The following is a 23712-nucleotide window of genomic DNA, read 5'->3' on the forward strand; positions in this document are numbered from 1 at the left end:
GATGCCTAGACAACCAGAAACTTCTGTCTTCTGATTGTATGACATCCTTGTCTAAAAGCCAAATGCCACCGCCATGCCGCAATTTCATTTAACACAATTACAAATACTTTATAGCATCAAAGATTCGACACTCAGAAATCACGTATGGCACGTAACATTCCGTTAGTACAGTGTTTTGTAGCCGATCATGGACTAACGAAATAGAGTATTTGAAAATTTGATATTGATTCTCCGTTAGTCTCGTGTTATTTTTGTTTCATACGAAACAAAAATAATCTTTATTATTTATTGATTCATATAATAAAATAAAATATTTATTTTCATTCGAAACAAAATTATGCATTGATATTTTACAGGGGAGGACGTTTAAGTATGGGAAAAAAATTCAGTGCGATACTACCGGAATATAAAGAGTTCATACAGCGACAGCATATTTTCTTTGTAGGATCAGCACCGATATCCGAGACGGGGCATGTGAATATTTCCCCCAAGGGATATGATTCCTTTCGTATTTTGTCAGATCAGGAGGTAGCCTATCTCGACTTGTCGGGAAGTGGCAACGAAACAAGTGCGCACATTATAGAGAACGGACGGGTAACCATCATGTTCTGTGCATTTGAAGGCGAGCCCAGTGTATTAAGACTCTATGGTACTGGCACAGTCGTGTTGCCCAATACAAAGCGTTGGAATGAGCTGTATCCTCTCTTTAATCCACTTCCTGGAGCAAGACAAATCATAGTAGTTGATGTTCATATGGTGCAGGATTCATGTGGTTTTGCAGTTCCCTTCATGACTTACACGAGCGAACGGGAAAAGCTGAAGGACGTGGCGATTCAGATGGGCGAAGAAGTACTTAAAAAGTATGCATACGAGAAAAGTTTAGAGAGTATTGATGGTTTGCCGACGGCGTTTGCCTTGAACAAAAATAATATGACTTAGGTATTCTGCACAATAACCGATATGATACAACAAGTCAGCAAAATTCAAATAAACTGAATGTATAGTGACCACATCTAAAAACAATTTGCATACAAGAAACCGGAACCTTCTGACGATCACATCAAAGGGTTCCGGTTTTTGGGCTTACCTTAGTCTACTTTTTCAAGTTTTGCTCCAAAAACGCCAAGATAGCATTAGCTAATAGCTCCGGTGCCTCAAACAGGCTCATGTGACCTGCTTCCGGCAGGGTAACCTGAGTTACTCCGGCCCGATCTGTTGTAAACGTCCGCGCTGGAGGAACCGCCTGATCCTGCTCCCCCGCTACTAAAAGAGCTGGCAAGGCAGAAGCCGACAACACATCCCGTCGGTCAGGACGCTCGCGCATAGCCAATGATGCTCCTACAGCTCCTTGCGGAGGTGTTTTGTAGCCAATTTCTTTGACTTTAAGTAATTGGCTGGACATCGACTCCACATGATCAGGAGCAAACAGTCCCGGTACGAGTCCATCTACAAAGTTGGTAATCCCCTCCGTTTGGATGGTAGATACAGCCTTGTTACGCTTTTCTTTACCTTCGTCCGTATCTGCATAAGCTGTGGAATGAATCAGTCCAAAGGCTGTAAGGCGCTCTGCATGTCTCTGCACTGCCGAAAGGGCTAAATAGCCTCCTAGGGAGTGACCAAACCAGGCAGCCTGAGGGATGTCCAATTGTTCTTGAAGTTTAAGCACATCATCTGCCATTTGATCAATCGTATAGGCTCCTAGTGGAGCATCGCTGCGTCCGTGTCCACGCAAGTCTGGAACAATACAACGATAGCTTGGGGACAGCAAGGGAACAACCTCATCCCAATAGGAGGAGCTTCCGCAAAATCCGTGCAATAGAATGATCGGATCTCCTTTTCCCTGTTCGGCATAGCAGATCGTCGTTCCTTCGCATAATACCTTTTCCATGTGGAACCCTTCCTTCTCTGTATATAATCTATTGGATCTGAATATATTAGTGAGTAGAACATGCTGATGTATATTATTAAGCAGACGATCAATATCTGAAACGGTAACCCTCTGGAAAATCTTGCGAAGCTGTTTTTAAGCCAAATTCACAAGCCGCCGCATTAGCAATATGCGCAGCCATTGTCATGACCAAGTGAAGCGAAGTCATTTGGAGTGTCCAATAGGGTTTGGGACTGCGCTCATTCACAATCGCTGCAACACTATAATGACCCACAGACGGCAGAGACAGCCCTACCGATCGCGCAGGAGTTAGCGGTTCACACGCAATAAGAAACATTCCCGTTGAGCCGTGCTGTCCAAGACAAGCATCTATGGCGATCACATGATGATCTTGGGGAATGCACTCCAAGTATGGAACCAGATGATCCGCATCACAGGGCTCCGACATTGTCCCAATCACGTGCGGAAAACCTTGCTCCTTGAGCATGGTGCCTACCAGTGGCCCCAGTGAATCACCCGACGAGCGATCTGTACCGATACAAACAAAAGTCAACTTATCTATAGCATGCTGATGATGAATTTCTCGGAAAAACGGCGCGAGTCCATCTCGATCTGTTTTCTTTACATTATGTTCTAAGGACGAGCGTCCGGGTGCGGAAGCTCGATTATACAAAGACAACTTTGCCCATCCTCCTTGATTCGGTTGTATATTGGTAATCTGGCTTTCAGTACATTCTACAACAAAAACATGATACAATACAGGCAACTTCCCCTGTTATGAAAGGATGGAAAATTAACGATGGATTTGTCTGTACCGTCTCATGCCAACATTGAGTATATGATTGAGGGCATTAAAACCAAGCTCCGTATGGCGAGTGGTGCTGCTATGCAAGCTTCCGCTTTCTCGCTGGAGCAATACGAGGACATCCATGATGTCTATGATATGGTGATAAACAAGCCTAACCTGAGCATTTCCGAGGTTGAAGCTATTGTTTCTGAACTGGGTAGATTGCGTAAGTCCTCCTGAATCAGCCTATAGGAATACAGCTTAGCTGTATTACAACCTATCATCATGAGCAACAGCCTTCATGCCAGTGGCCCTGTCACCGTAAATAAAGCTCGTACCTCCGCTCGCTTCAACAGACGCGCAACGGGGATACGAGCTTTATTTTTCGATTGCATATACGCATTTTCATACACTTCTTCACTCAAGGATGCTTCAAGGTAAATCTGCTAACACCAGTTCAGATATATCCTCATTACCTGTAGCTAGTATCTTTAATGCACAACTTTTTTGAATTCGTGCAGCATCACCAGGCCCTAACTGAAAATCTCCATCCTGGCACGTAACTTCCACATGACCGCTAACTACATAAATGTGGGTGCGGCGCTCCTCTTGCTGCGGATATTCAAGCTGCTGGCCTTTTTCCAATCTGCTCAGATACAGATTTATATCCTGCGCGATGGATAACGTTCCCTCCACTTCTGAACCAGACACAACAGGCTGAAGCCGATTTAGGCGTTCACTGTGCTTGAATCTTTGCACCTGATAAGAAGGCTGAATGCCAGGGCTCTCGGGTAAAAACCACATTTGCAAAAAGCGAACCGGTCTTTCATCCCCAGTATTTCGCTCTTCATGTTCAATCCCGGTGCCTGCACTCAGAACCTGAATCGAGCCGCTTTTTAAATCCTGCTCATGTCCCAAGCTGTCGCTATGATGCAATTGGCCTTCAATTACATAAGTGACGATTTCCAAATCGTGATGCGGATGTCTTTTGAAGCCTTGCTGCGGTTCAAGTTTGTTATCATTATGGGCTAGCATACAACCAAAATGGGCATTGCTCGGATCTTCATAATCGGCAAATGAAAAGCTAAACTCACTATGAATCCATCCTTTATTTGAGGTATGTCTTTCTGCCGATGTCACTATTTTAATCATCCTTAACACCTCCATGGATTACAGTTCCGTAAAGCAGCCTTGCTTCGTGATGATTATTCCACTTTCGGCCCTGGCATTGCAAACACTGTGATACGATCCCTTTACCCCGGGCTTAAATGCCTCAATCAGCCTGTCGTCTCCGTCGAGTTTTGCTCTTAAGTTCATTATTAGTTAAGTTAATAGTACGAAAAATTAAATCTATTACAGCCATAAGGAGGAGATTTATTACATATGCTATCCCATAAACCCCAACCATCCCGGTTCCTACCAAGCTATTTGCGTCGTAGTCTGTATGCATCTATTATCATGATCGCTGTGATGCTTCTCATCGCCTACTCTGTGCAATGGATTGGCACGGCTCCTTTTCTATATTGGGATGAGCGTATACAGGATGCTATTTTTCCAGACACAGCAGCTACTCATGACCAATTGCTAACCATCGCTATATTCATTACGTCTTTCGGTTCATTCAGCATGTCGTTAATTATCGCCCTCGGTGCTGCTACCTTATGCTGGGTCTTTCTTCGTTCAAAAGCTTATTCCTTTGCGATCCTAAGCAGCTTTACGGCGATGTGGGTGCTGAATACGCTCATTAAAGAAATTCTGCAACGGGAACGCCCGTCACTTCAACATTTGGTTGAAGCCGGGGGCTACAGTTTTCCCAGCGGTCATGCGATGATTTCCATGGGATTTTACGGCATGATATTTGCCATCTGGGCTATAGAACGAAAGATTCGTGAGCGTTCGCTCTTCCTCCCGTGCGTTCTTGGCGCACTGCTCATTATATTGATTGGACTAAGCCGTATATATTTAGGAGTTCACTTTCCTACAGATATTGTGGGTGGTTATATTGCAGGCATCATTTGGCTGGCGTTTACCGTTCCTATGATCTATTGGCGAGCGAAAATGCAACTTTCTTCTCCCCCCCGCCCATAACGTCCGATTCGGCTTTTTGTTTCACTCCGGGTCATGACGTTTATATACGAAGTAAGCAAGGCACAGCAATATCGAAGCTCAGCATTTATCAAAAACGTTATCGTTTGTGAACTTAGGATAAGGGAGGCGATCCTTGTGTGGGGAATTGTACTAAGTATTGTAATGGCCATTATTATCGGATTGATTGGCGATGCACTAGCTGGACATGAAATGCCTGGCGGCATTGCAGGCTCTATGATTGCTGGATTTGTAGGAGCTTGGCTAGGTGTCATGCTGTTGGGAGACTGGGGCCCGGTCATCGGAGATTTTGCAGTCATTCCAGCCATACTTGGAACCGCATTGTTCGTATTCTTGCTCGGACTTGTGTCCAGGCTATTGAGAAGGGCTACCTAACATTTATATATATTTTTATTCTATAAAAGGAGTGATATATCATGAGTAACATTGACAATCAAAATATGGCAAGCACTTCAGGTTTTGCAAAGGGTTTATTCATTGGAGGTTTGATTGGTGCTGCGGCAGCCCTGCTGTTCGCTCCAAAGCCGGGTCGCGATTTACGTAGTGATCTGTCCGAAAAAATGACTGTTGTCTCCGATAAAACGAAGGATGTCGCATCTGTAGTTAGCAGCAAAGCGACAGATTTGGCCAAAACCGTTTCCACTAAAACAGCAGATGTAGCCAAAACGGTATCCGAGAGTAAAGACAACATCATATCCAGCGTAACCAAAGCTTCTGCCGATGTCGCTAATGAAGCGGCCAAAGCGGATAAAGAAGTTATGGATGCAACCGCTCAAGCAGCCAAGGACACTCAAAAACAATTAAATGCAAATTCCTAATAGGACACATTCCGATTACAACCAAACTAATATCCAAACACTGAACAGCCAGCATGCAAGAAGCTGGCTGTTTTTAAATGATAGAAAGGCTGGGATGACAATGAACAAACCAAACTCCTATGGAGATGATCTTGCTCGGAACAACAAGAGAACCTTTCACCCCCTCCAGGCTCAAGATCAGCCAGATGAGGTTTCATCCAAGCAGACCTCTTCTACTCATCATCATGTTAAAACACATGATCCGGAGAGAGACTTTGATGTAAATGAGCATCCTTTTGAACTTCGCCATGAGGTCAAGCGGCTTAACAAACGCCTAGATCAAATCGCAGATACATTGGAAAAAGCAGAATTCAAAGATATTATAGAGAACTACTCCAGCACGAAAAGAAGAATTATGAGCAATCTGACTGCAGGGATTGCACGTGGTCTCGGCCTTACGCTGGGTACAGTGGTCATACTCGCCTTGCTCGCTTGGTTGCTCAGTTTCCTGGTACAGTTAAATCTTCCGGTCATCGGAGATTTCATCGCCGAATTATTAGGATATATCAAAATGAGCCAAGGTACTAAGTAATTGTCCCTATCTCAATTAAAAACGATCCATCGTAACGATATAGACTCCCCAAAGAGCCTCCTGTTACAATGGATCGTTTTTTATTTGTAAATTATAACAGCCGTAATCAGCCGCTACAATTTGTTGCGCTTGTTAGTTTTCAATAAGTCACCTGTCCACCCCTTCATCATCAGCCAGCCGTACATTCCCGCCATACTGAGCAATGTGGCAATAATCACGGCGGTAAAACCCCAGCCTGTTTTAATCCAAGGCAGATTTTCAAAGTTCATGCCCCAAATGGCCCCCACTACAGTGGCAGGTGTAAAAACGGCGGTCACAATGGTGAGCGTCTTCGTAATCTCATTGCCCCTAAAAGCGGAAATGGCCTCGTCAATAGAGATCAGGGTGTCGATTTCCTTTTCATAATGCAGGAAAAGTCCTTCCATCCGAGTCACACGGTAAAGTAACTGCTTAAAAAAGCGATTCTCCTCCAGTTTATCCAAATATGCCTCCCGAGAAGCCGTTACCAGCTCTGAAAAAGGAATGAACATATTGCTCCAATACAACAGTTCGAAACGTGCATTCAATATAGAATCCATCAGTGTACGGGCATTTCTTTTCTCCATGTCCTCTTCCAGTCTTCTAAGGTTGATCTCGAACTTATCCATACCTGTATGAAAATAATGAAGCACAGCTCTCGCCAATACAAACATGCCGTCAGCTGCATCCTCACACTGTTCCAGCATTTTTTGGCGTTCCGCGGTGTGCATAATTTCACGGGTGTTTTGATCCAAATTTAACGTCACCAGCTTCTGGTTTAGAACCAGAAAATAAAACTTGTTGCAATTGCGTTGACTATCGATTTCCTCTTGAACGGAGTAGATCAGCGACCCGTACATTAAGGGCTGATTGCCATCTGGAAAGCGTACAGATATAAAGCTGGATGGAATGTCCTCTACCTTGTCCAGCCATTCTGCGGCTTCTGGGAGCTTCTCCTTCAAATGCTGTATGACCGAATCTTGCCAATTCCCAGCACTGATGTCCCACCATTCCCATCCTCCACGAAAGGAAGAAATCTGTTCAAATGCTGTCATGGATTCCAACCTTCCTCCCAACCTTTTTCGCTTTATAAAAAGGACACGTTTCCCCAAATCGGAATAACGTGTCCTTACGATGTGACATCAAATATGTTAAACCAAGAATTCCGCGTTTTTCTCATGAAATAGAGGAATTAGACATAATCTGCTTCAGCTTTTCCGTAGCCCGCTTCTGAATACGGGAAACGCTCATCTGTGATACGCCCAACGTCTGGGCAATCGCACGTTGAGATTGACCGTCCTGAAATGCCAGAAGAAGCACCTTCTGTTCCTGCTCCTTCAGTTGGCTTAAAGCCTGCTGCAAATCCATTCGTTTTTCCACAGTGTCATAATCGTTAGCATCCGAGCTAATGAGCTCGCCTAACGTAGCTGCACTCTCTTCCTGGGATAAAGGCGAGTCCAGTGAAACATAGTGATAGCACTCACGACCAGCAAGCACCTCGATCGTTTCTTCCACGGTTAGATCCAAATAGGTCGCAATCTCGTCCACATTGGGTGAGCGTTCCAACTTAACGGTCAGTTCATCAATAGCATGTTGAACAAGCGCACCCTTTTCCTTAATGCGGCGAGGAACCTGGATGTACCAGGATTTGTCGCGCAAATAATTTTTCATATGTCCCAGCATACTTTTCATAGCGTACGGTTCAAATGGGATACCCAAGCTGATATCGTATTGCTGAAGCAGACGTATCAAAGCCATCTGACCGGTCTGATATAAATCCTCGTATAAGTCCGGACGGTTACGGGAGATTTTCCCGGCAGCCATCTTGACCATCGGCTCATACTTGCGGATCAGCACGGTAGCAATCTCGTTATCCTTGGTTTGCTGGTACTCCCAGATTAGACCAACGGCTTCATCCATCGACTCCGGGGGAGTTACCTTTTCATTCATACTCTTTCCTCACTTCTGGTCAAGCGCTTTACCAGCACCACTTCGGTGCCTTTTCCTGTCTCATTCAAGATATGGACATCGTCCATAAGCGCCTGCATGAGATAAAAGCCTAATCCGCCTATCTGTGCATCATTCAACTCCTTGTCATGCAAGGATGCGATACGGGACGGGTCCTCCACGCGTTCAAAGCTCTCCCCTTCATCTTTGACACGAATGGACAGCGAAACTTCATCAAATTCGAATGTCACTTCCACGACTCCCCCCTCATGACCATATGCATAAAGGACAGAGTTATTACAGGCTTCCGATACAGCCACTTTCATGTCTTCAATATCCTCATAAGAGAATCCCATTTTCGCGGCAATACCGTATAAATTTAATCTTACAATATCAACAAAGTCAGCAGTTGCCGGCAAATTAAGAACTACTTTTTGAATTTGAGCGTTCATTTCTTTTTCTTTCCTTTCCTATTGGGAATTCTCCTGGGGGACAAAGAATTTGGCAATACCAGTCATATCAAATAGCTTTTGAATTTGAGGCGGTACCTCTTGAACAGCAAAGCGAGACTCCATCCCATGCCTTGCTTTTAAAATGGATAACAAGATTCCAATACCTGTGCTGTCAATGTATTTAAGGTCTCTCAAGTTAATAATCAAATCTTGGCTGGATTCCCCCACCAAAGGCTCCATCACCAGACGAAAATCAGGTGCTACCGAAAGATCCAACTCTCCACTCAGATAAACGGTATTTACGCCATCGGTTGTTTCCGTAATTGCATTAAACTTCTCATTTTTATTTGTATTCATAGGCCTACTCTCCCAAAAAAAGATTTCCCTACATACTAACCCATTATACGAGCGTTTGAATCACGGTATAACTTTTTAAACACTACCAAATGCCACCATCTAAGCTTCATTGATCTGATCTTTACCCGGTTGCATTGGAAAATGGTCCGGAGAATGCCGTAGCAATGCCTGTTTTACACTGCTGATTTTAACGGGCTTACTAATATAATCGTTCATCCCCGCTTCAATACATCGAGGCTGAATACCCTCCATCACATTAGCCGTCATGGCGATAATGGCAGGTTGCGATCTTCCCGCCAATTGTTCACGCACTCTCCCTGTGCACTCCAGACCGTCCATCACAGGCATCTGCAAGTCCATAAAGATATAGTCATAGTCCTGATTAGCCGTGACCATATCAAGCGCCTGCTGTCCATCTGCTGCCACATCTGAAGCCAGACCGAGCTTATCCAGTATATTAACCATCAGCTTCTGGTTAATCGGATGATCATCAACGACCAGTACAGGTCTACGACTTGGAGATTCCTGATGTGGAATTTCCCAATCGTGGCTGGACTCTCCCTCCAGTTCATTTTCCTGAGCAAAGCCAAGCTTCATTGTGAAATGAAACGTCACGCCCTGTTCTCCGCTCGTATCTACACGGATATCTCCGCCCATCATATTCACTAAGGTTTTACAAATGGCGAGTCCTAACCCGGTTCCACCATATTTACGTGTCATTGAAGAATCCAGTTGGGAAAAGGGCTGAAACAACCTTCCAACCTTAGCCGGATCAATACCAATGCCTGTATCCTTCACAGAAAACTCAACGGTAAGTCCATTATCGCTTTGCTCTTTGACAGATGCGAAGACATACACCCCGCCCCGGTCTGTAAATTTGACAGCATTGGATATCAGGTTAATCAGTACTTGACGCAATCTTCCCATATCTCCATATAACACAGGAGGCATCTGTTCATCGAGAAAATAAACCAGTTCCAAGTTCTTTCGGTTCACTTCTACCGTAAATAGGCTGAAAACTTCCTTGATACAGGAAACCAGATCAAAAGGATATTCCTCTACCTCCATTTTGCCTGACTCCAGCTTAGTGAAGTCCAGAATATCATTAATGACTGCTACCAGTGCGTCTGCACTACGACGGATGATATCGGCATATTCCTGTTGGTCGCTTTGCAGCTCCGTCTCCATCAGCAAATCAATCATTCCAATGACGCCGTTCATAGGTGTGCGGATCTCATGGCTCATCATCGCCAGAAATTCCGTTTTGGCATTGGCAGCAATCTCCGCTGCCTCCTTGGCGGCAATCAGTTCGCTGTTCATCTTCTCCAGCTGCTGGGTCTTCTGATGAAGCAGATGGGACTGTGTCTTCAAACGCTTATTTGTCAGATACATTTGCACGAAACCTTCAATTTTGGACTTGAGAATTTGAGGGATGAACGGCTTAACCATATAATCAATACCGCCTGCTGAATATCCCGCAAATAAATGCTCCGCTTCCTTGCTGTTAGCTGAAATGAAGATAATCGGAATATCCTTCGTTTTCTCTCTGGCCTTGATTAGCTTTGCGGTCTCAATACCATCCATACCCGGCATCTGCACATCCAGGACTACGAGTGCAAATTCATCTTTTAATAGACATCGCAGCGCTTCTTCCCCGGATGTGGCCTTTACCAGATTATATTGTTCACTCTCCAGCACCGCCTCAAGAGCGAGCAGGTTCTCAGGTCTGTCATCTACCAGCAATATATGAATCGGTTCATGAAGCCCCATGGAATCCTCCTAAGCATCTCTATTTAATCTTCCGGTATATTTTTTCTATCCGGTCCAGCGGCTCGTAGGAATCACTATAATCGGTAAAATGTATGGATTCCTTGGCCCCAAGCACCAACACGCCAAAATGACTCAAGCTATCATAAAACAACCCATGTACATGGTTGCGAAGTTCGTCGTTAAAATAGATCATGACATTCCGGCAAAAAATAACATTGAACTCGTTAAAGGACCGGTCTGTCGCTAAGTTGTGCTCCGCAAAAATAATATTTTTCCGTAAAAAAGGATGAAACATCACTGAATCATACTTGGCTGTATAATATTCAGAGAACGATTGTGTGCCCCCGGACTCCAAATAATTTTTGGTATACAGCTTCATTCGGTCGATCCCGTATACGCCTTCCTTCGCCTGCTGTAAAGACAGGTTATTCATATCCGTCGCATAAATGCGGGCCTTATCATATAAGCCTTCCTCATGCAGCAAGATCGCCATAGAATATACTTCCTCACCCGTGGAGCAACCTGCATGCCATATTCGAATATACGGATACGTTCGCAAAATAGGAATGATTTTCTGTCTAAAATTCAGAAACAGCTCCGGGTCACGGAACATCTCGGTCACCGGAATGGAAAGGCTCTGAACCAGCCTATCGAAGGCGCTGCGATCATGCAGCACCTTCTCCTGAAGTCCTGATATCGTGCTTACATTCTCGGACTGCGCATGATAATAAACACGCCGCTTAATCGAAGGCAGAGCGTAGTTACGGAAATCGTAGCCGTACAGCCGATGTATACCTTCCAGCAACAGCTCAATCTCAATCAATTCCCGCTCAGCATCATTCGATTTCACTTCATTAGCAGCATTATCCGCCATATCCTTAGATGTCATAATCTCTCTCCAATTCCTAAATAGGTTTTGCCTGTGCCGCTCCCATCATGTGTCGATTTATATTACCCATTTTTTTGGGTTACGAATACAACCACACCCGCATTAATGATAAAAGTTGTTCGGTTTGAATCGGTTTTTTCACATAATCGGAAGCGCCTGCCTCAATACACTTGGAACGATCATCCTTCATGGCCTTGGCTGTCAGGGCAATAATAGGCATCTTCTCGAATTGTGGCATTAGCCGGATACGTCGCATCGCTTCATATCCATCCATTTCCGGCATCATCATATCCATCAGCACCAGATCAAAATCAGGTGTCTGTTCCAGCAGTTCCAGTGCTTCTCTTCCATTTTCCGCAAAGGTAACATCCATACGATAGCTTTCCAGCACACTGGACAGAGCAAATACATTGCGAATATCATCGTCTACCAACAATATTTTTTTACCTTCAAACAGCTCTTCCTTGTTGTATAGCTTTTGCAAAATTTTGCGTTTGTCCTCAGGAAGATTCGCCTCTACACGATGCAAGAACAGCGTTGTTTCGTCCAAAAGCCGTTCCGGCGATTTAACATCTTTAATAATAATAGACTCTGCATATTTGCGAAGTTGCGTTTCTTCTTTGTTATCCAGATCTTTGCCTGTATAAATAATGATCGGCAGATCAGCTAGCTGCTCGTTCTCTCGAATACGATCCAGCAGCTCAAAACCAGTCATGTCGCTCAGCATCAGATCCAGTACCATGCAGTCATACCGCTGAGTGGCCAGCTCATTCAGTGCTTCCTGACCTGTCGATACCGCCGTAATGGCAACATCATCATGATCGATCAGCTCAATAATGGATTTACGCTGATTATCGTCATCTTCAACCACAAGAAGACGTTTGACCATTTGGTCTGTATACGATTTTATATGTGAAAATGCCTTATCCAGACTTTCCTTCGAGGAAGGCTTTTTGAGATAGGCAATCGCGCCCATCATTAAGCCCTGCTTCACATCATCTATGACTGAAATAACATGCACTGGAATATGACGTGTCGATGAATTTCCTTTTAGCTCGCCTAAAATGGACCAGCCATCCATCACAGGTAATTGAATATCTAATATAATAGCGTCCGGCAAATAAGACTGAGCCATGTTGAGCCCATCGTCTCCTTGGAGAGCGATCAGTGCCTTAAAGCCCCGGCTACGAGCCATATCGTACAAAATATTAGCAAAATTAATATCATCCTCAATAATCAGCAGCACTTTATCCTGCGAGGTAATCTCGTTTCGGTCGTCCCCTGGATGTATAATGTCCTCCGCTTTGTTTTTCGAAGGTATCTGATATAATGGCAACTGTTTAGCAGGCATAATCATGGGAAGGTCCGTTTCTGCCGAGGCTGCAACATTCTCAAAATTCGAATTCACATCCGTACCGTTAAATTCCTCTCTCGAATGAGAATCCATATCCTCAGCCGTAGGCGTTTGTTCCGGCAAATACAGTGTGAAGCAACTGCCCTGTCCCTGCTCGGATTCCACCGTAATCACACCGCCCAACAATCTGGAAAGCTCGCGGCTGATTGACAGACCTAGTCCTGTCCCCCCATATTTCCGGCTGGTTGTACCGTCTACCTGCTGGAAGGCTTCGAAGATCAGATCCGTTTTATCGGAAGCAATCCCAATGCCCGTATCATGCACAGATAGAGCCAGATAGGATCTTCGTGGATTTAGCAGACCCGGAAGCTGTTCTCCATTTGCCCGAGATACACTGAAACGAATAGATCCTTCCGTGGTGAACTTGAATGCATTGGACAACAAATTACGTAAAATTTGTTTGAGACGATAACCGTCACTGATAATGGCATCTGGCAAGTTCTCTTCGATCTCGGTATGCAGTTGAAGCCCACGTTGGGCTGCGACCGGAGCAAAATTCTGCTCCACAAACAGTTCCAGTTCCTTCAAGTGGACCGCTTCATGGTTAATATCCATTTTTCCAGCGTCCACTTTGGATAAATCCAGAATTTCATCAATCATTTTCAGCAAATCCGCGCCTGACATATAAATGGTTTGTGCATATTCCACCTGCTTCGGCTTGAGATTGCCTTCCTTGTTCTCAGACAAGAGCTGAGAAAGAATGAGCAAGCTATTTAGCGGAGTACGCAGCTCATGAGACATATTGGCCAAAAACTCAGATTTGTATTTGCTTGTGATTCCTAGCTGCATGGCCTGTTGTTCCAACTGAGCTCGTGCATGTTCAATCTCGTCGTTCTTTTCTTCCACTTCTCGTACCTGTTCTTCTAGCGCTCTGGTTTTGGCAATTAGTTCAGTATTAAAATGCTCCAATTCTTCTTGTTGACGCTGTAACAATTCCTCTGAACGCTTGAGTTCCTCTGTTTGCTCCTCCAAATTTTCGTTGGAGCGCTTGAGTTCCTCTTGCTGAGTTTGTAGCTCCTCGGACTGGCATTGCAATTCCTCAGTAAGTGCCTGGGACTCGCGCAGCAATTGCTCTACACGCATCCGTCCCTTGATATTGTTCAGAATGATCCCCATGCTCTCTACTAATTGAGCAAACAGCTTCGTTTCCAGATCACTGAAGCGATCAAGTGACGCTATTTCTATAGCACCGATGCACTCATCTTCGAACAAAATAGGGAAAATCATAATTCCCACTGGCTTACTTTCTCCTAAGGCAGAGCCTATGGACAAATATCCGTCAGGAGCCTCTGTAATCAAGATCGGCTTACGATCCAAAACACATTGTCCGAGCAACCCTTCGCCTACCTGGATAACGTCTCTAATCGAATTTTCGCCAGTCACCTTTGCATAGGAGCCGTATAACTTAAATCGGTTGTCTTCTACATCTTTTCCTTGCAAATAGATGGCTCCATAACTGCCTCCCAAGATGGGCGTAAACTCACTAATGAACATCTGAGCAACCTGCTCCAGTGAATTTACGCCACGGAACAACTCAGTCACTCGAGCAGTATTGGCATTAAGCCAAGTTTGGTCCTTCTGCGTTTGAAGGACGGAATGTTCAAATTTCCGCTTTTCTTCCAAGTCTCCGGCCATTTGTTGAAATACACGAGCGACCTCACCGATTTCATCTTTGGAGGCAACACTCATTCGGCTGATGGCCCTGTACTTTCCCTTGCCAAAACCATTAATCATGAGATTCACGACATTTAGACCTTTGGCAATACTTGGGAGCACCCACAAAATAACCAGTAAGCCCATGATCAGGCCGGCGGCCATCAGAATTGTGGTAATCTGCACAGATTCTTCATACGCCAAATTGGCTTGCTTCATGTCGCTATCAATTTCCCGATCCTGAAAAACGGCAAGGGCATTAATACTATCCATCGCCTCCTCTTGGGCAGGCAAACCAGTACTATTGCGGAAAGCGTTAGCCTCATCAATACGATCTTGCCCCAACAAAGAGACCAGTCTTTGTTCGTAACTTAAAAATTCATTCCACGCGACGGCTACCCGATCAACCTGCTGTTGCTCTTCACTGGTGCCGGAATTCGTTTGCAGACTAGCCAGCACTTTCGTTCCAGTAGCCGAAATATCGTCCAGCTCGCGTTTGGTCTCACTAACGGAGGAACCTGGATTCAAGATCAGATTGGCCATCACTTTGGCCATATCGTTCACCTGCCCGCGAATAGCTGTTGTTTTCCGGACTTTCATATATCGATCCTGATAAACCTGATTCAACTGCTCATTCAGGCTCCCCATCCGGTCATAGCTGATTAGTGTCAGCACAAGGAGGATCGCCATAAGCGATCCAAAGCCAATCAGCAGTTTATTTCTGATTTTCATGCAAGCTCTCTCCCTCTTTCAACGAAATCCAGATCAGGCATTTATCATCATCACGATCTTGTGGCGCCTCTTTACGAAAAAAAGCATCCAGCATCGCTTCTTCATTCCATTGCTCATATTTACGCAGACACTCAGTCAGATACTCCAACTGCTCCTCATATTCACCTTCCACCGCCTCCAGCAAGCCATCCGTATACAAAGCGATATGCCCTGTTCCTTCATAATGAATCGTGTGCATTTCTGCATCAATCTTATCAAATAAACCAACCGGGCTGCATGCACGGTCAAATTTGGTAATGCTACCATCCTGGTTGAACAGCAAACCGGGAGGATGTCCCGCATTTACATAGTCAATTCGCCGTGCACGGGTATCAATCACCATATAAATCGCCGTAAAATAATACTGTACCAGCTGTTTGCCCAGATCCAGTTGATTAAAACGACGATTCAGCTCTTGTATGACCTTCTCAGGCTCCACATACGTGGTCACCGTGTCCTTAAGTACAGATGCAATGAACATGCAGAACAGCGAAGAAGAAATGCCATGTCCCATCATATCCAGCAAAATGATGGCATATCGCCCCTCCCCTAACGGATACCAAGAATATAAATCCCCTGCCAGTTCAAAGGAAGGCTGATAGAGCGCATTTACTTGCAGCACCGGGTCCTGAATGGCAGGACTAAGTACCGCTTGCTGCACCATCGCGGCCAGCTTCAACTCATCCTGAATTCGCTGATCCCGATCCTTATGCCAGTCCTTCTCCAATTTGAGACGCAAGGCAGATCGGATTCGCGCCATTAGCTCTACCTTGTTGATCGGCTTCGTGACGTAATCGACGGCTCCCACATCCAGAGCTTCAGCCAATTTTTTAGAATCACCTACAGCCGTTACCATAATAATCGGGATATCTTTTAAATGCTCATATTCCTGCACAATACTGCAAGCTTCAATGCCGTCCATTTCAGGCATCATCATATCCAGCAGCACCAGATCAATATCTGAAGAACGGGGCCTGAGACTAATGGTACGATCGCCTATTCCCAGATGCTCTAACATTTCTGCGGCCGAGTTAGCAGAGATCACATCCCGATAATTTTCTTTTTTTAGTATCTCACGAATAATAATGATATTCGTCGGGTTATCGTCAACAATTAGAATTCTCATTGGCTTCTCCTTATCTGTAACTCATGTATTATACTATACCTACTTAAACGGCAACACCCTTGTTGATTAGTAGTAGTGTTTCCGTAAGAAGGCATTCCAAAAACATAGATAAGGAATGAGGCTGAACCCCATTCCTTATCTATGTTTTTGGAGGACCCGCGAAACACTTGTGCTGCGGTCAACTTCCTCTTTTTCGAATCTAATGTCACGCTGCTCTTATAGTGAACAGCGATATCACGCTTTTTTAGCAATGACCAGCACTTTCCCCTGATCCAGTTCTTTTTCATAAAAGTCAGCTTCCGTATCTGTAAATCCCAAGGAAGTAATTTTAGCGCGAAGCTCATCGCCGCGGGAACGGAACAAGTTGGCTAATGAATCGAAAACGCCCTCTTCCTTAATCCCGATTTCCTTGGCATCCACCGTATCGGCAATACGATCTGTCCGATCCTGATCATGAGCGAGCACGAACACATCCTCATAACGATAGCCTGTGTTACGCAACTCATTTACTGCTTCAACGGCTTGTACACCGTTATCTACCACTTTGGCATAAGATTTATGATTGGTCTGATTCATGTTTCTCACGCTCCTTTAAGGATTGACTTCTCTGACTATTACACTTCACATATCCATTTGAAACTTCCATGTTATGTCATGCCTTAAAAAAATCAATTACCATTCCGTTTCATCAAAAAACTCAACATACTTAGGTTTATCAGACGTCTCATCCATAAACACTTTGATTGCACGTTGTCCGCGTACATATACCTCTCCGTCTTCCGCCGTGAATTGCGAGCCACCCAGCGCCTGATCGAGCGTTTTCCGTTGCAGCGGCAGCCACTTATCATTCACCTTGATTCGACCGGCAGCAGGATCTACATGCACATAAGAAACGACGTCCTCACGCATACCTACCACAACATCTGGATATTGGTATTCTGTAGAAAGCAGCAACTTATCCTTTTTGACTCGCTGTGGCTTGCCCAGCTTTTTCAATACATCAGCACGTGTATCATCCAAAGATATGCCATTTAAGGTATGAAAATCTGCTGGTACAGCATGTGGAGCGGGTATCGTCTGCACAGTCCTAACCACATGTCCCGCTATTTGCGGGGAAACGGTTTGCTGAACCGTATCCTGTCCAGAAAAGGGAGTGAGCAAACCAGCAGCTAGTAATAACGTCTTCATCATAAATCTCACCCTTTCAATGAATTTCCTGTAGTTTACGGTTCAGCCACTATGCTACTGACGCATTTTCTGCCACACCCCAGCAGCGATGTCTACATAACCCAACCAGTTTTTACCTGGCTTGGCCGCAGGCTCCTCATAAGTCGCATTGTAGCTCTGAACCGTCCGCTCCGTTGCGGTCAAAGGTCTATTCGATGTCGTTGCCTTGATCGCGTTATCCGTTCTGGAAGTATTACTCGCAGCGCTATGCGATTTCTGAAACCGTGTCATTAAGGCTGTTGAAGCCTGCTTGGCAGCCAACGTCACTTCGCTGAGTACCTCCCCCAAATTTCTAACCGATTCCATCACTGGCTCCACTTGCTTCAATTTATGATCAACATCTGCGGTGATGTCATTCGCATGTCGAACCGTTTGTTTTACTTCATAACTCAGTTCATCAATCGTTTTTTGTACATCCTGCAAGGTTTGAGTCACCTTATCCAAAGAGCCTTGTGCTGCTTTCAACGTTTTAATGAGGAAAATAACGAGAACTGCAAATGCGATAGCAATAATAAAAATGCTGACCTGTGTTAACATAGCGTAACCTCTCTTTCGTCTTTCACGATGATGTTTATGATTACTGCATAGTTACCCTTTAGATTCAGACACGAAACAACGTCCAGGCTGGCTTCTTCTCCGCTCCAAACGTTATGATTCACGGACTCTCACACCGTTTAAAACAACGTATAACGATGGCACAGACACGAATATTCTATAGAAGTCTCCATCATCTGCAACCATGCTCTATCGGGGCGTGAGTATGCCACATTATATACAATTAAAGGAGGATACAGAACATGCTAAAATGGTCCGCTTTATTCTTAATTTTTGCTGTGATCGCCGGTATCTTAGGTTTTTTTGGTATCGTCGTGTCCGTAGCTGCTACAATCGCTAAAATATTATTTGTGATATTTCTGGTGTTGTTCGTCATTTCACTCTTCACCAGAAGAAAACGGGTTTCATAGTTATCGGATGCTAGCTGCACAAAAGCAATATTCTAAATGTCTATAAAAAAAGGATGTTCCCACCCTGGTCAACAGGGCTGTGGAACATCCTTTTTTGATGCAGCTTTTTAACAGTTAGCGGCGCTTTTATTGAATCACGCTGCCCCCAAACAGGAAACGGTCCTGCCAAGGCTTGCTGAAATCCGTAACTTTTACACCGCCACCCGCTACAGAAAACGTATGGAGAAGCTTGTTGTCTCCCAAATATACAGCTACGTGTGTAATCGTTTGGGAGGAGTTATCCAAGGACGTGTACGCCCCGGAAGATGCATTATAATTTGTAAAGAAGAGCAAATCGCCACGCTTCAGCGTAGTCATGTCCGTATTCGGCTGACTGTTTTGCTTGATCCACTCACCCTGTGAACGAGAATCTGCCGGAAGCTGGATACCTACAGCCTGACGGAAAATTTGACGGGTAAATGCCGAGCAATCAAAAGTAGCCGTACTGCTACGATCCGAACCATATTCATATGGAGTTCCGAGATAAGTCATCCCCGTGTTAATAACCTGCTCTATTGCAGCCGCTGCATCACCGGAAAATATGTTCATAGTTGACGCAGGAGAGGCTGTCACAGGTATTGCAGTAGTATCAGGAGTGGTTGTCACCGGAGCAGACACAGGCTGCTGCACAACAACGCCCTCACCAATACGAATATACTGTGGAGACGAGCTGACGTAACCCACCGTACCACCAGCATTGGTAACCTTGAACCAATAGGCATTACTTGGATCGGTAATCGTAACGACATCCCCTGCATTCAAATAGCCCAAGACCTCGGAAGAAGTGGATGCCTCCGCCCGCAAACGAACGGACGTTTGAATCGTAGCTTTCGTTTGACCGGCAGAACTATTCACTGAGGCCACAGCCTCTTTAGCTGAAACATTTTTAACTGACTCTGTGGCTTCCGATTTACGAGTGGTAGACGGGGTGACAGCAGCAGCGACGCTGGTAGCGCCAACTTTTATGTACTTGTCGGAGCTGCTAGTGTATCCGGTTACTCCATCAGAAGTCTTGATCTTATACCAATAGCTGTTGGTTTTCTCCAATACCGTTACGGCCTCTCCCTGCTTCATAAAGCTGACTACATCCCCTGTAGTCGAAGGACCGGATCTAAGCTTTACAGCCGCCTGAATAACCGCCTTCTGTCCCGTGGATGCTGTTGATGCCGCTGCGTCAACCTGACCCGGCGCCACATGAATTGCTGTCAACAGCGCGGCTGACGTCATGAGCATTCCCATCACGCGTCTTCTCAATGTTGCACCTCCTGGCTGTTTTTACGAATTTGAAGAGCATATCCAATTCCGACGAATATAGCCGGACATGCCTTCATTATAGTAAAAGCAGCAGGAAGAGAGATATAATCCAAACGTCACAAAAGGAAGCGTATACGCCTTTTACATATAGGTCTAAAGTCACTTTTAATACTAACTATTTAATAATTAATCTATAATTTGGGTTCTACATGGACATGGACATGCATCGTATTATGAACCTCTTGTAGGCGCTCCTCAATCCGGTCGCTGATCCGATGCCCTTCAATCAGGCTGAGTTGCGGATTCACCTCAATGACCACATCCACTAGTGCATGATTGCCGTGTACACGTGCCTTAACGTCCCGAATCCCCTCTACTCCAGGTATACGGGCAATCGTACTTCGTAAGTCAGACAGTTCTTGCTCATCAAATCCATCGGTCAAGCTGTGTGTGGAATCCTTAAAAATATCCCACGCTGTTTTGCAAATGATACATCCTACCGCGATCGCAGCTACAGTATCCAGCCAGGGTAGCCCGAACTGTGCGCCGATAATGCCAACTGCTGCCCCAACACTGACAAGTGCATCCGATAGATTATCCTTGGCCGCTGCCAGCAAAGCCTTATTGTTAATTTGCCGTGCCAGCCTGTTATTGTACAAGTACACTCCCAGCATAATCATGGCACAAATCACAGCTACACCCGCGGAGGTGATATCCGGTATTTGCTTTCCGCCCTTGAAAATGCTGCCGATCCCATCAATAAGCACCTGCAAACCGACGACAGCCATAATAAAGGACGCCAGCAGCGCCGCGATCGTTTCTGCCCGAAAATGTCCATAGGCATGATCAGAGTCCGGTGGCTTTTGGGAAATTCTCAGTCCAACCAGTACAGCAACCGACACTACAATATCGGTGACATTATTGAAGCCATCCGCCCGCAATGCGCTAGAAGCAAATATATACCCGCTAATCAGCTTAAAGGCGGACAGCAAGAGATAAGCAGCAATGCTTACCCACGCCCCACGCTCACCTTTTCGGATTTCATCATAGACATTTACCACAACGTAGGACACTCCTTCAAATATATAGTTCCCAGCAGAACGACCTCACCGGGCCCAAAAATAAAAATAGCAGCATCGCTGCCTTGAACCCTCAACATTAACTTTTCAAACAAGCAGCGTAGCTATCCTGAAAATAACAATTCACCTTTGGGTAACTGTTATTTTCAGGATAGCAGACGAACTTTGTGTGGGTCTAGAGAAACAGTCTTTCCGCTCTGCATCGCTGTAGGAACAACGAAAAAGTATTGCCAGGCCCCATTCCTGTAGGTTACACAAAACATTTTTTCCTTCACACAAAAAACAGACGTTTTCTCTCCCGCCCCACCCCAGATGGGTGTTATCATTGTTGCCCTTGTCCCTTCTTTTAAAAACGTATAAAATGAGGACACAGCCGCGTTTTTCTTCAATCCAACATGATTGACATGAATCTGGCGGCAACAGGAGGAATTTATTCATGAGCGATGCCAATGAACCACGTAAAGTTAATCTCGCAGATGCCATTCGGGAAAAGCTGGCACAAAAAAAACAGCAGTCCGGTGCTTCACAGCAGGGCGGCTTTCAAGGCGGTTCCACCAAAACACTGAAAAGCCAAAATACGAAGAAGCCGAACAACCAACGCCGTCGTACAGGCGGATCATAAGCCACCTCATAGCCTTTATAGGGTACCAAAGGTCTGGCGAGGTCTATCTTACCTCACGGCCAGAGCCAAGTAAGCTATGGGCATGGCACAAAAACGAAAAAGAGGAGTCTCCCTGCCATCTCAATGGCCTAAAGGAGCTCCTCTTTCGTTTATCTAGTTGTTGAAGATAGCCGGTTGGAATTTTAGCCGATTTCTACCGGATACATACGTTCACGCAATTTCGCGATTTCTTCATTTTCCAAGTATTCATCATAGCTCATCGTACGGTCGATTACGCCGTTTGGTGTAATTTCCACAATGCGGTTCGCAATCGTTTGAATAAACTGATGGTCATGAGATGTGAACAATATAGTACCGTCAAAATCAATCAGACCATTGTTCAGCGCTGTAATGGACTCCAAATCCAAGTGGTTGGTCGGTTCTTCCAGCAACAGCACATTGGCACCGTTCAGCATCATTTTCGCCAGCATACAGCGAACCTTTTCGCCCCCGGACAGTACACTTGCTTTCTTAAGTGCTTCTTCACCAGAGAAAAGCATACGTCCCAAGAAACCACGCAGGAACGTTTCGTCCTGATCCTTGGAATATTGACGGAGCCATTCCACAAGATTCATGTCCACACCTTCAAAATAGGTGGAATTATCTTTCGGGAAATAAGCTTGGCTAGTTGTAATCCCCCAAGAAAATTCTCCGCTGTCTGCTTCGATCTCGTTCATCAATACTTGGAAGAGCGTCGATTTAGGCAAACCGTTCGGCCCAACAAACGCGATTTTATCGCCTTTGTTCACAACCAGACTGAACTCATTCAGCACTTGCTCGCCTTCAACGGTTTTACTGAGGCGGTCTACTGTCAAGAGTTGTTTGCCTGCTTCGCGTTCAGGCTTGAAGTTCAGGAAAGGATATTTACGGTTCGATGGACGGATGTCGTCCAGCGTAATTTTATCCAGTTGTTTTTTACGTGAAGTAGCTTGTTTGGACTTGGAAGCATTCGCGGAAAAGCGCTGAATAAAGGCTTGCAGTTCCTTGATCTTCTCTTCCTTTTTCTTGTTGGCATCACGCGTCAAGGCAAGCGCAAGCTGGCTGGACTCATACCAGAAGTCGTAGTTGCCGACGTACATCTGGATTTTGCCAAAATCGATATCCGCAATATGCGTACATACCTTGTTCAGGAAGTGACGATCATGGGATACGACGATGACGGTGCCTTCATAGTCCATCAAGAAATTTTCCAGCCATTGAATGGATTCGAGGTCCAAATGGTTGGTAGGCTCATCAAGCAGCAAATTGTTCGGACGACCAAACAACGCTTGAGCCAGGAGAACACGTACCTTGTCATTACCACTCAGCTCAGACATGTTCTTGTCATGCAGGTCGCGAGGAATACCAAGACCGATCAGCAAGGAAGCTGCATCCGGCTCAGCATCCCAACCGTTCAGCTCCGCAAATTCGCCTTCCAGTTCACCGGCACGCAGGCCGTCTGCTTCAGTAAATTCTGTTTTGGCATACAGCGCATCTTTTTCCTTCATGATTTCATACAGACGCGTATGACCCATAATAACGGTTTCCAGAACCGGGAATTCATCGTATTCATAATGGTTCTGCTTGAGCACTGCCATCCGTTCGCCCGGTGTCATGTGAACCTCGCCTGAATTGGCTTCGATTTCACCGGAAAGAATTTTCAAAAAAGTGGATTTGCCCGCGCCATTCGCCCCAATCAGGCCGTAGCAGTTCCCAGGAGTAAATTTGATATTTACGTCTTCAAAAAGTGGGCGTTTCCCATAACGAAGCGTTACGCCGCTTGTACTGATCATATAAGCATACCATCCTTATCATTAGTTAAGTGCTAAACACAAAATTACCGACGGCAATAGTATAACACACAAAAGATCGGATTCGAACCGTAGTATAAGCATAACCGTCCCTGAATCTCATCCAATATCTTATAAATAAAATAAAAAA

At 45.1% G+C, this 23712-nt stretch carries 25 protein-coding genes; 8 read left to right on the forward strand and 17 right to left on the reverse strand.

Translation table 11 applies throughout. The features are described from left to right. The first annotated feature begins 372 nt into the window (after window positions 1–372). Complete coding sequence (locus MKY75_RS20630) at window positions 373–939, forward strand: pyridoxamine 5'-phosphate oxidase family protein (protein WP_069011999.1); 567 nt, start codon at window positions 373–375, stop codon at window positions 937–939. Window positions 940–1093: 154 nt separating this feature from the next. Here MKY75_RS20630 and MKY75_RS20635 read toward each other — a convergent pair whose 3' ends face one another. Beyond that, window positions 1094–1888 (reverse strand): alpha/beta fold hydrolase, encoded by a 795-nt coding sequence (locus tag MKY75_RS20635; protein ID WP_029517180.1) that lies wholly within the window; start codon window positions 1886–1888, stop codon window positions 1094–1096. An 88-nt stretch (window positions 1889–1976) separates the two neighbouring features. Continuing rightward, entirely contained in the window at window positions 1977–2567 is a 591-nt protein-coding gene (gene yyaC / locus MKY75_RS20640; RefSeq protein WP_039273804.1) for a spore protease YyaC, read from the reverse strand. Between the two features lie 120 nt (window positions 2568–2687). Between yyaC and MKY75_RS20645 the strand changes: the two genes are divergently transcribed. Continuing rightward, window positions 2688–2915, forward strand: coding sequence for a DUF1128 domain-containing protein (locus MKY75_RS20645; RefSeq protein ID WP_029517178.1), 228 nt, complete (start codon window positions 2688–2690; stop codon window positions 2913–2915). Between the two features lie 192 nt (window positions 2916–3107). On the opposite strand, the gene MKY75_RS20650 is transcribed toward MKY75_RS20645, so the two are convergent. Continuing rightward, on the reverse strand, window positions 3108–3827 hold the full coding sequence (locus tag MKY75_RS20650) for a pirin family protein (protein WP_340886368.1): 720 nt from the start codon (window positions 3825–3827) through the stop codon (window positions 3108–3110). Window positions 3828–4058: 231 nt separating this feature from the next. Here MKY75_RS20650 and MKY75_RS20655 point away from each other — a divergent pair, with 231 nt between their 5' ends. The 4 genes from MKY75_RS20655 (at window position 4059) to MKY75_RS20670 (ending at window position 6170) form a co-directional block, all read left to right on the forward strand. Beyond that, window positions 4059–4763, forward strand: coding sequence for a phosphatase PAP2 family protein (locus MKY75_RS20655; RefSeq protein WP_069011993.1), 705 nt, complete (start codon window positions 4059–4061; stop codon window positions 4761–4763). A gap of 135 nt (window positions 4764–4898) precedes the next feature. After that, entirely contained in the window at window positions 4899–5156 is a 258-nt protein-coding gene (locus MKY75_RS20660; protein ID WP_013311925.1) for a GlsB/YeaQ/YmgE family stress response membrane protein, read from the forward strand. Window positions 5157–5197: 41 nt separating this feature from the next. Continuing rightward, on the forward strand, window positions 5198–5599 hold the full coding sequence (locus MKY75_RS20665) for a YtxH domain-containing protein (RefSeq protein WP_039273640.1): 402 nt from the start codon (window positions 5198–5200) through the stop codon (window positions 5597–5599). Window positions 5600–5693: 94 nt separating this feature from the next. Next, window positions 5694–6170, forward strand: a complete 477-nt coding sequence (locus tag MKY75_RS20670; protein ID WP_307353656.1) for a DUF5665 domain-containing protein — start codon at window positions 5694–5696, stop codon at window positions 6168–6170. A gap of 113 nt (window positions 6171–6283) precedes the next feature. Here the strand turns inward: MKY75_RS20670 and MKY75_RS20675 are convergent, their stop codons facing one another. From MKY75_RS20675 to MKY75_RS20725, 11 genes are all read right to left on the reverse strand, one after another. Further along, on the reverse strand, window positions 6284–7243 hold the full coding sequence (locus MKY75_RS20675) for a magnesium transporter CorA family protein (protein WP_029517173.1): 960 nt from the start codon (window positions 7241–7243) through the stop codon (window positions 6284–6286). 121 nt (window positions 7244–7364) lie between these two features. Further along, window positions 7365–8138: a sigma-70 family RNA polymerase sigma factor gene (locus tag MKY75_RS20680; protein ID WP_013311929.1), complete on the reverse strand. Its 774-nt coding sequence runs from the start codon at window positions 8136–8138 to the stop codon at window positions 7365–7367. Continuing rightward, window positions 8135–8587, reverse strand: coding sequence for an anti-sigma B factor RsbW (rsbW, locus tag MKY75_RS20685; RefSeq protein WP_013311930.1), 453 nt, complete (start codon window positions 8585–8587; stop codon window positions 8135–8137). The genes MKY75_RS20680 and rsbW overlap by 4 nt, the downstream gene beginning before the upstream one ends. An 18-nt stretch (window positions 8588–8605) precedes the next feature. After that, window positions 8606–8944 (reverse strand): STAS domain-containing protein, encoded by a 339-nt coding sequence (locus MKY75_RS20690; RefSeq protein ID WP_023990272.1) that lies wholly within the window; start codon window positions 8942–8944, stop codon window positions 8606–8608. A 99-nt stretch (window positions 8945–9043) separates the two neighbouring features. Beyond that, the gene (locus tag MKY75_RS20695) at window positions 9044–10714 is read right to left on the reverse strand and encodes a response regulator (protein WP_029517172.1); all 1671 of its coding nucleotides are present in this window, start codon (window positions 10712–10714) and stop codon (window positions 9044–9046) included. A 19-nt stretch (window positions 10715–10733) separates the two neighbouring features. Beyond that, on the reverse strand, window positions 10734–11603 hold the full coding sequence (locus MKY75_RS20700) for a CheR family methyltransferase (RefSeq protein WP_029517171.1): 870 nt from the start codon (window positions 11601–11603) through the stop codon (window positions 10734–10736). A 79-nt stretch (window positions 11604–11682) separates the two neighbouring features. Next, window positions 11683–15402: a response regulator gene (locus MKY75_RS20705; RefSeq protein ID WP_340886371.1), complete on the reverse strand. Its 3720-nt coding sequence runs from the start codon at window positions 15400–15402 to the stop codon at window positions 11683–11685. Further along, window positions 15386–16567 (reverse strand): PP2C family protein-serine/threonine phosphatase, encoded by a 1182-nt coding sequence (locus MKY75_RS20710; RefSeq protein WP_340886373.1) that lies wholly within the window; start codon window positions 16565–16567, stop codon window positions 15386–15388. Before MKY75_RS20710 ends, MKY75_RS20705 begins: the two co-directional genes overlap by 17 nt. 234 nt (window positions 16568–16801) lie before the next feature. Next, window positions 16802–17143: a general stress protein gene (locus MKY75_RS20715; RefSeq protein WP_023990277.1), complete on the reverse strand. Its 342-nt coding sequence runs from the start codon at window positions 17141–17143 to the stop codon at window positions 16802–16804. A 96-nt stretch (window positions 17144–17239) separates the two neighbouring features. Further along, window positions 17240–17758, reverse strand: a complete 519-nt coding sequence (locus MKY75_RS20720) for a hypothetical protein (RefSeq protein ID WP_029517168.1) — start codon at window positions 17756–17758, stop codon at window positions 17240–17242. 51 nt (window positions 17759–17809) lie between these two features. Continuing rightward, window positions 17810–18331: a DUF948 domain-containing protein gene (locus tag MKY75_RS20725; RefSeq protein ID WP_029517167.1), complete on the reverse strand. Its 522-nt coding sequence runs from the start codon at window positions 18329–18331 to the stop codon at window positions 17810–17812. A 260-nt stretch (window positions 18332–18591) separates the two neighbouring features. On the opposite strand from MKY75_RS20725, the gene MKY75_RS20730 reads away from it, so the two are divergent. After that, window positions 18592–18759 (forward strand): DUF1328 domain-containing protein, encoded by a 168-nt coding sequence (locus MKY75_RS20730; RefSeq protein ID WP_029517166.1) that lies wholly within the window; start codon window positions 18592–18594, stop codon window positions 18757–18759. Window positions 18760–18885: 126 nt separating this feature from the next. Here MKY75_RS20730 and MKY75_RS20735 read toward each other — a convergent pair whose 3' ends face one another. Both MKY75_RS20735 and MKY75_RS20740 read right to left on the reverse strand, forming a co-directional pair. After that, the gene (locus tag MKY75_RS20735; RefSeq protein ID WP_029517165.1) at window positions 18886–20052 is read right to left on the reverse strand and encodes a C40 family peptidase; all 1167 of its coding nucleotides are present in this window, start codon (window positions 20050–20052) and stop codon (window positions 18886–18888) included. 191 nt (window positions 20053–20243) lie between these two features. After that, window positions 20244–21113 (reverse strand): cation diffusion facilitator family transporter, encoded by an 870-nt coding sequence (locus MKY75_RS20740; protein WP_340886375.1) that lies wholly within the window; start codon window positions 21111–21113, stop codon window positions 20244–20246. Window positions 21114–21567: 454 nt separating this feature from the next. On the opposite strand from MKY75_RS20740, the gene MKY75_RS20745 reads away from it, so the two are divergent. Continuing rightward, a complete protein-coding gene (locus MKY75_RS20745) occupies window positions 21568–21753 on the forward strand; it encodes a hypothetical protein (protein WP_029517162.1) in 186 nt (61 codons plus the stop codon). A 182-nt stretch (window positions 21754–21935) separates the two neighbouring features. Here the strand turns inward: MKY75_RS20745 and MKY75_RS20750 are convergent, their stop codons facing one another. Then, the gene (locus tag MKY75_RS20750; RefSeq protein ID WP_013311942.1) at window positions 21936–23564 is read right to left on the reverse strand and encodes an ABC-F family ATP-binding cassette domain-containing protein; all 1629 of its coding nucleotides are present in this window, start codon (window positions 23562–23564) and stop codon (window positions 21936–21938) included. Window positions 23565–23712: the final 148 nt, after the last annotated feature.

The organism is Paenibacillus sp. FSL L8-0663 (assembly GCF_038008125.1).
GTDB classification, from domain to species: Bacteria; Bacillota; Bacilli; order Paenibacillales; family Paenibacillaceae; genus Paenibacillus; species Paenibacillus polymyxa_D.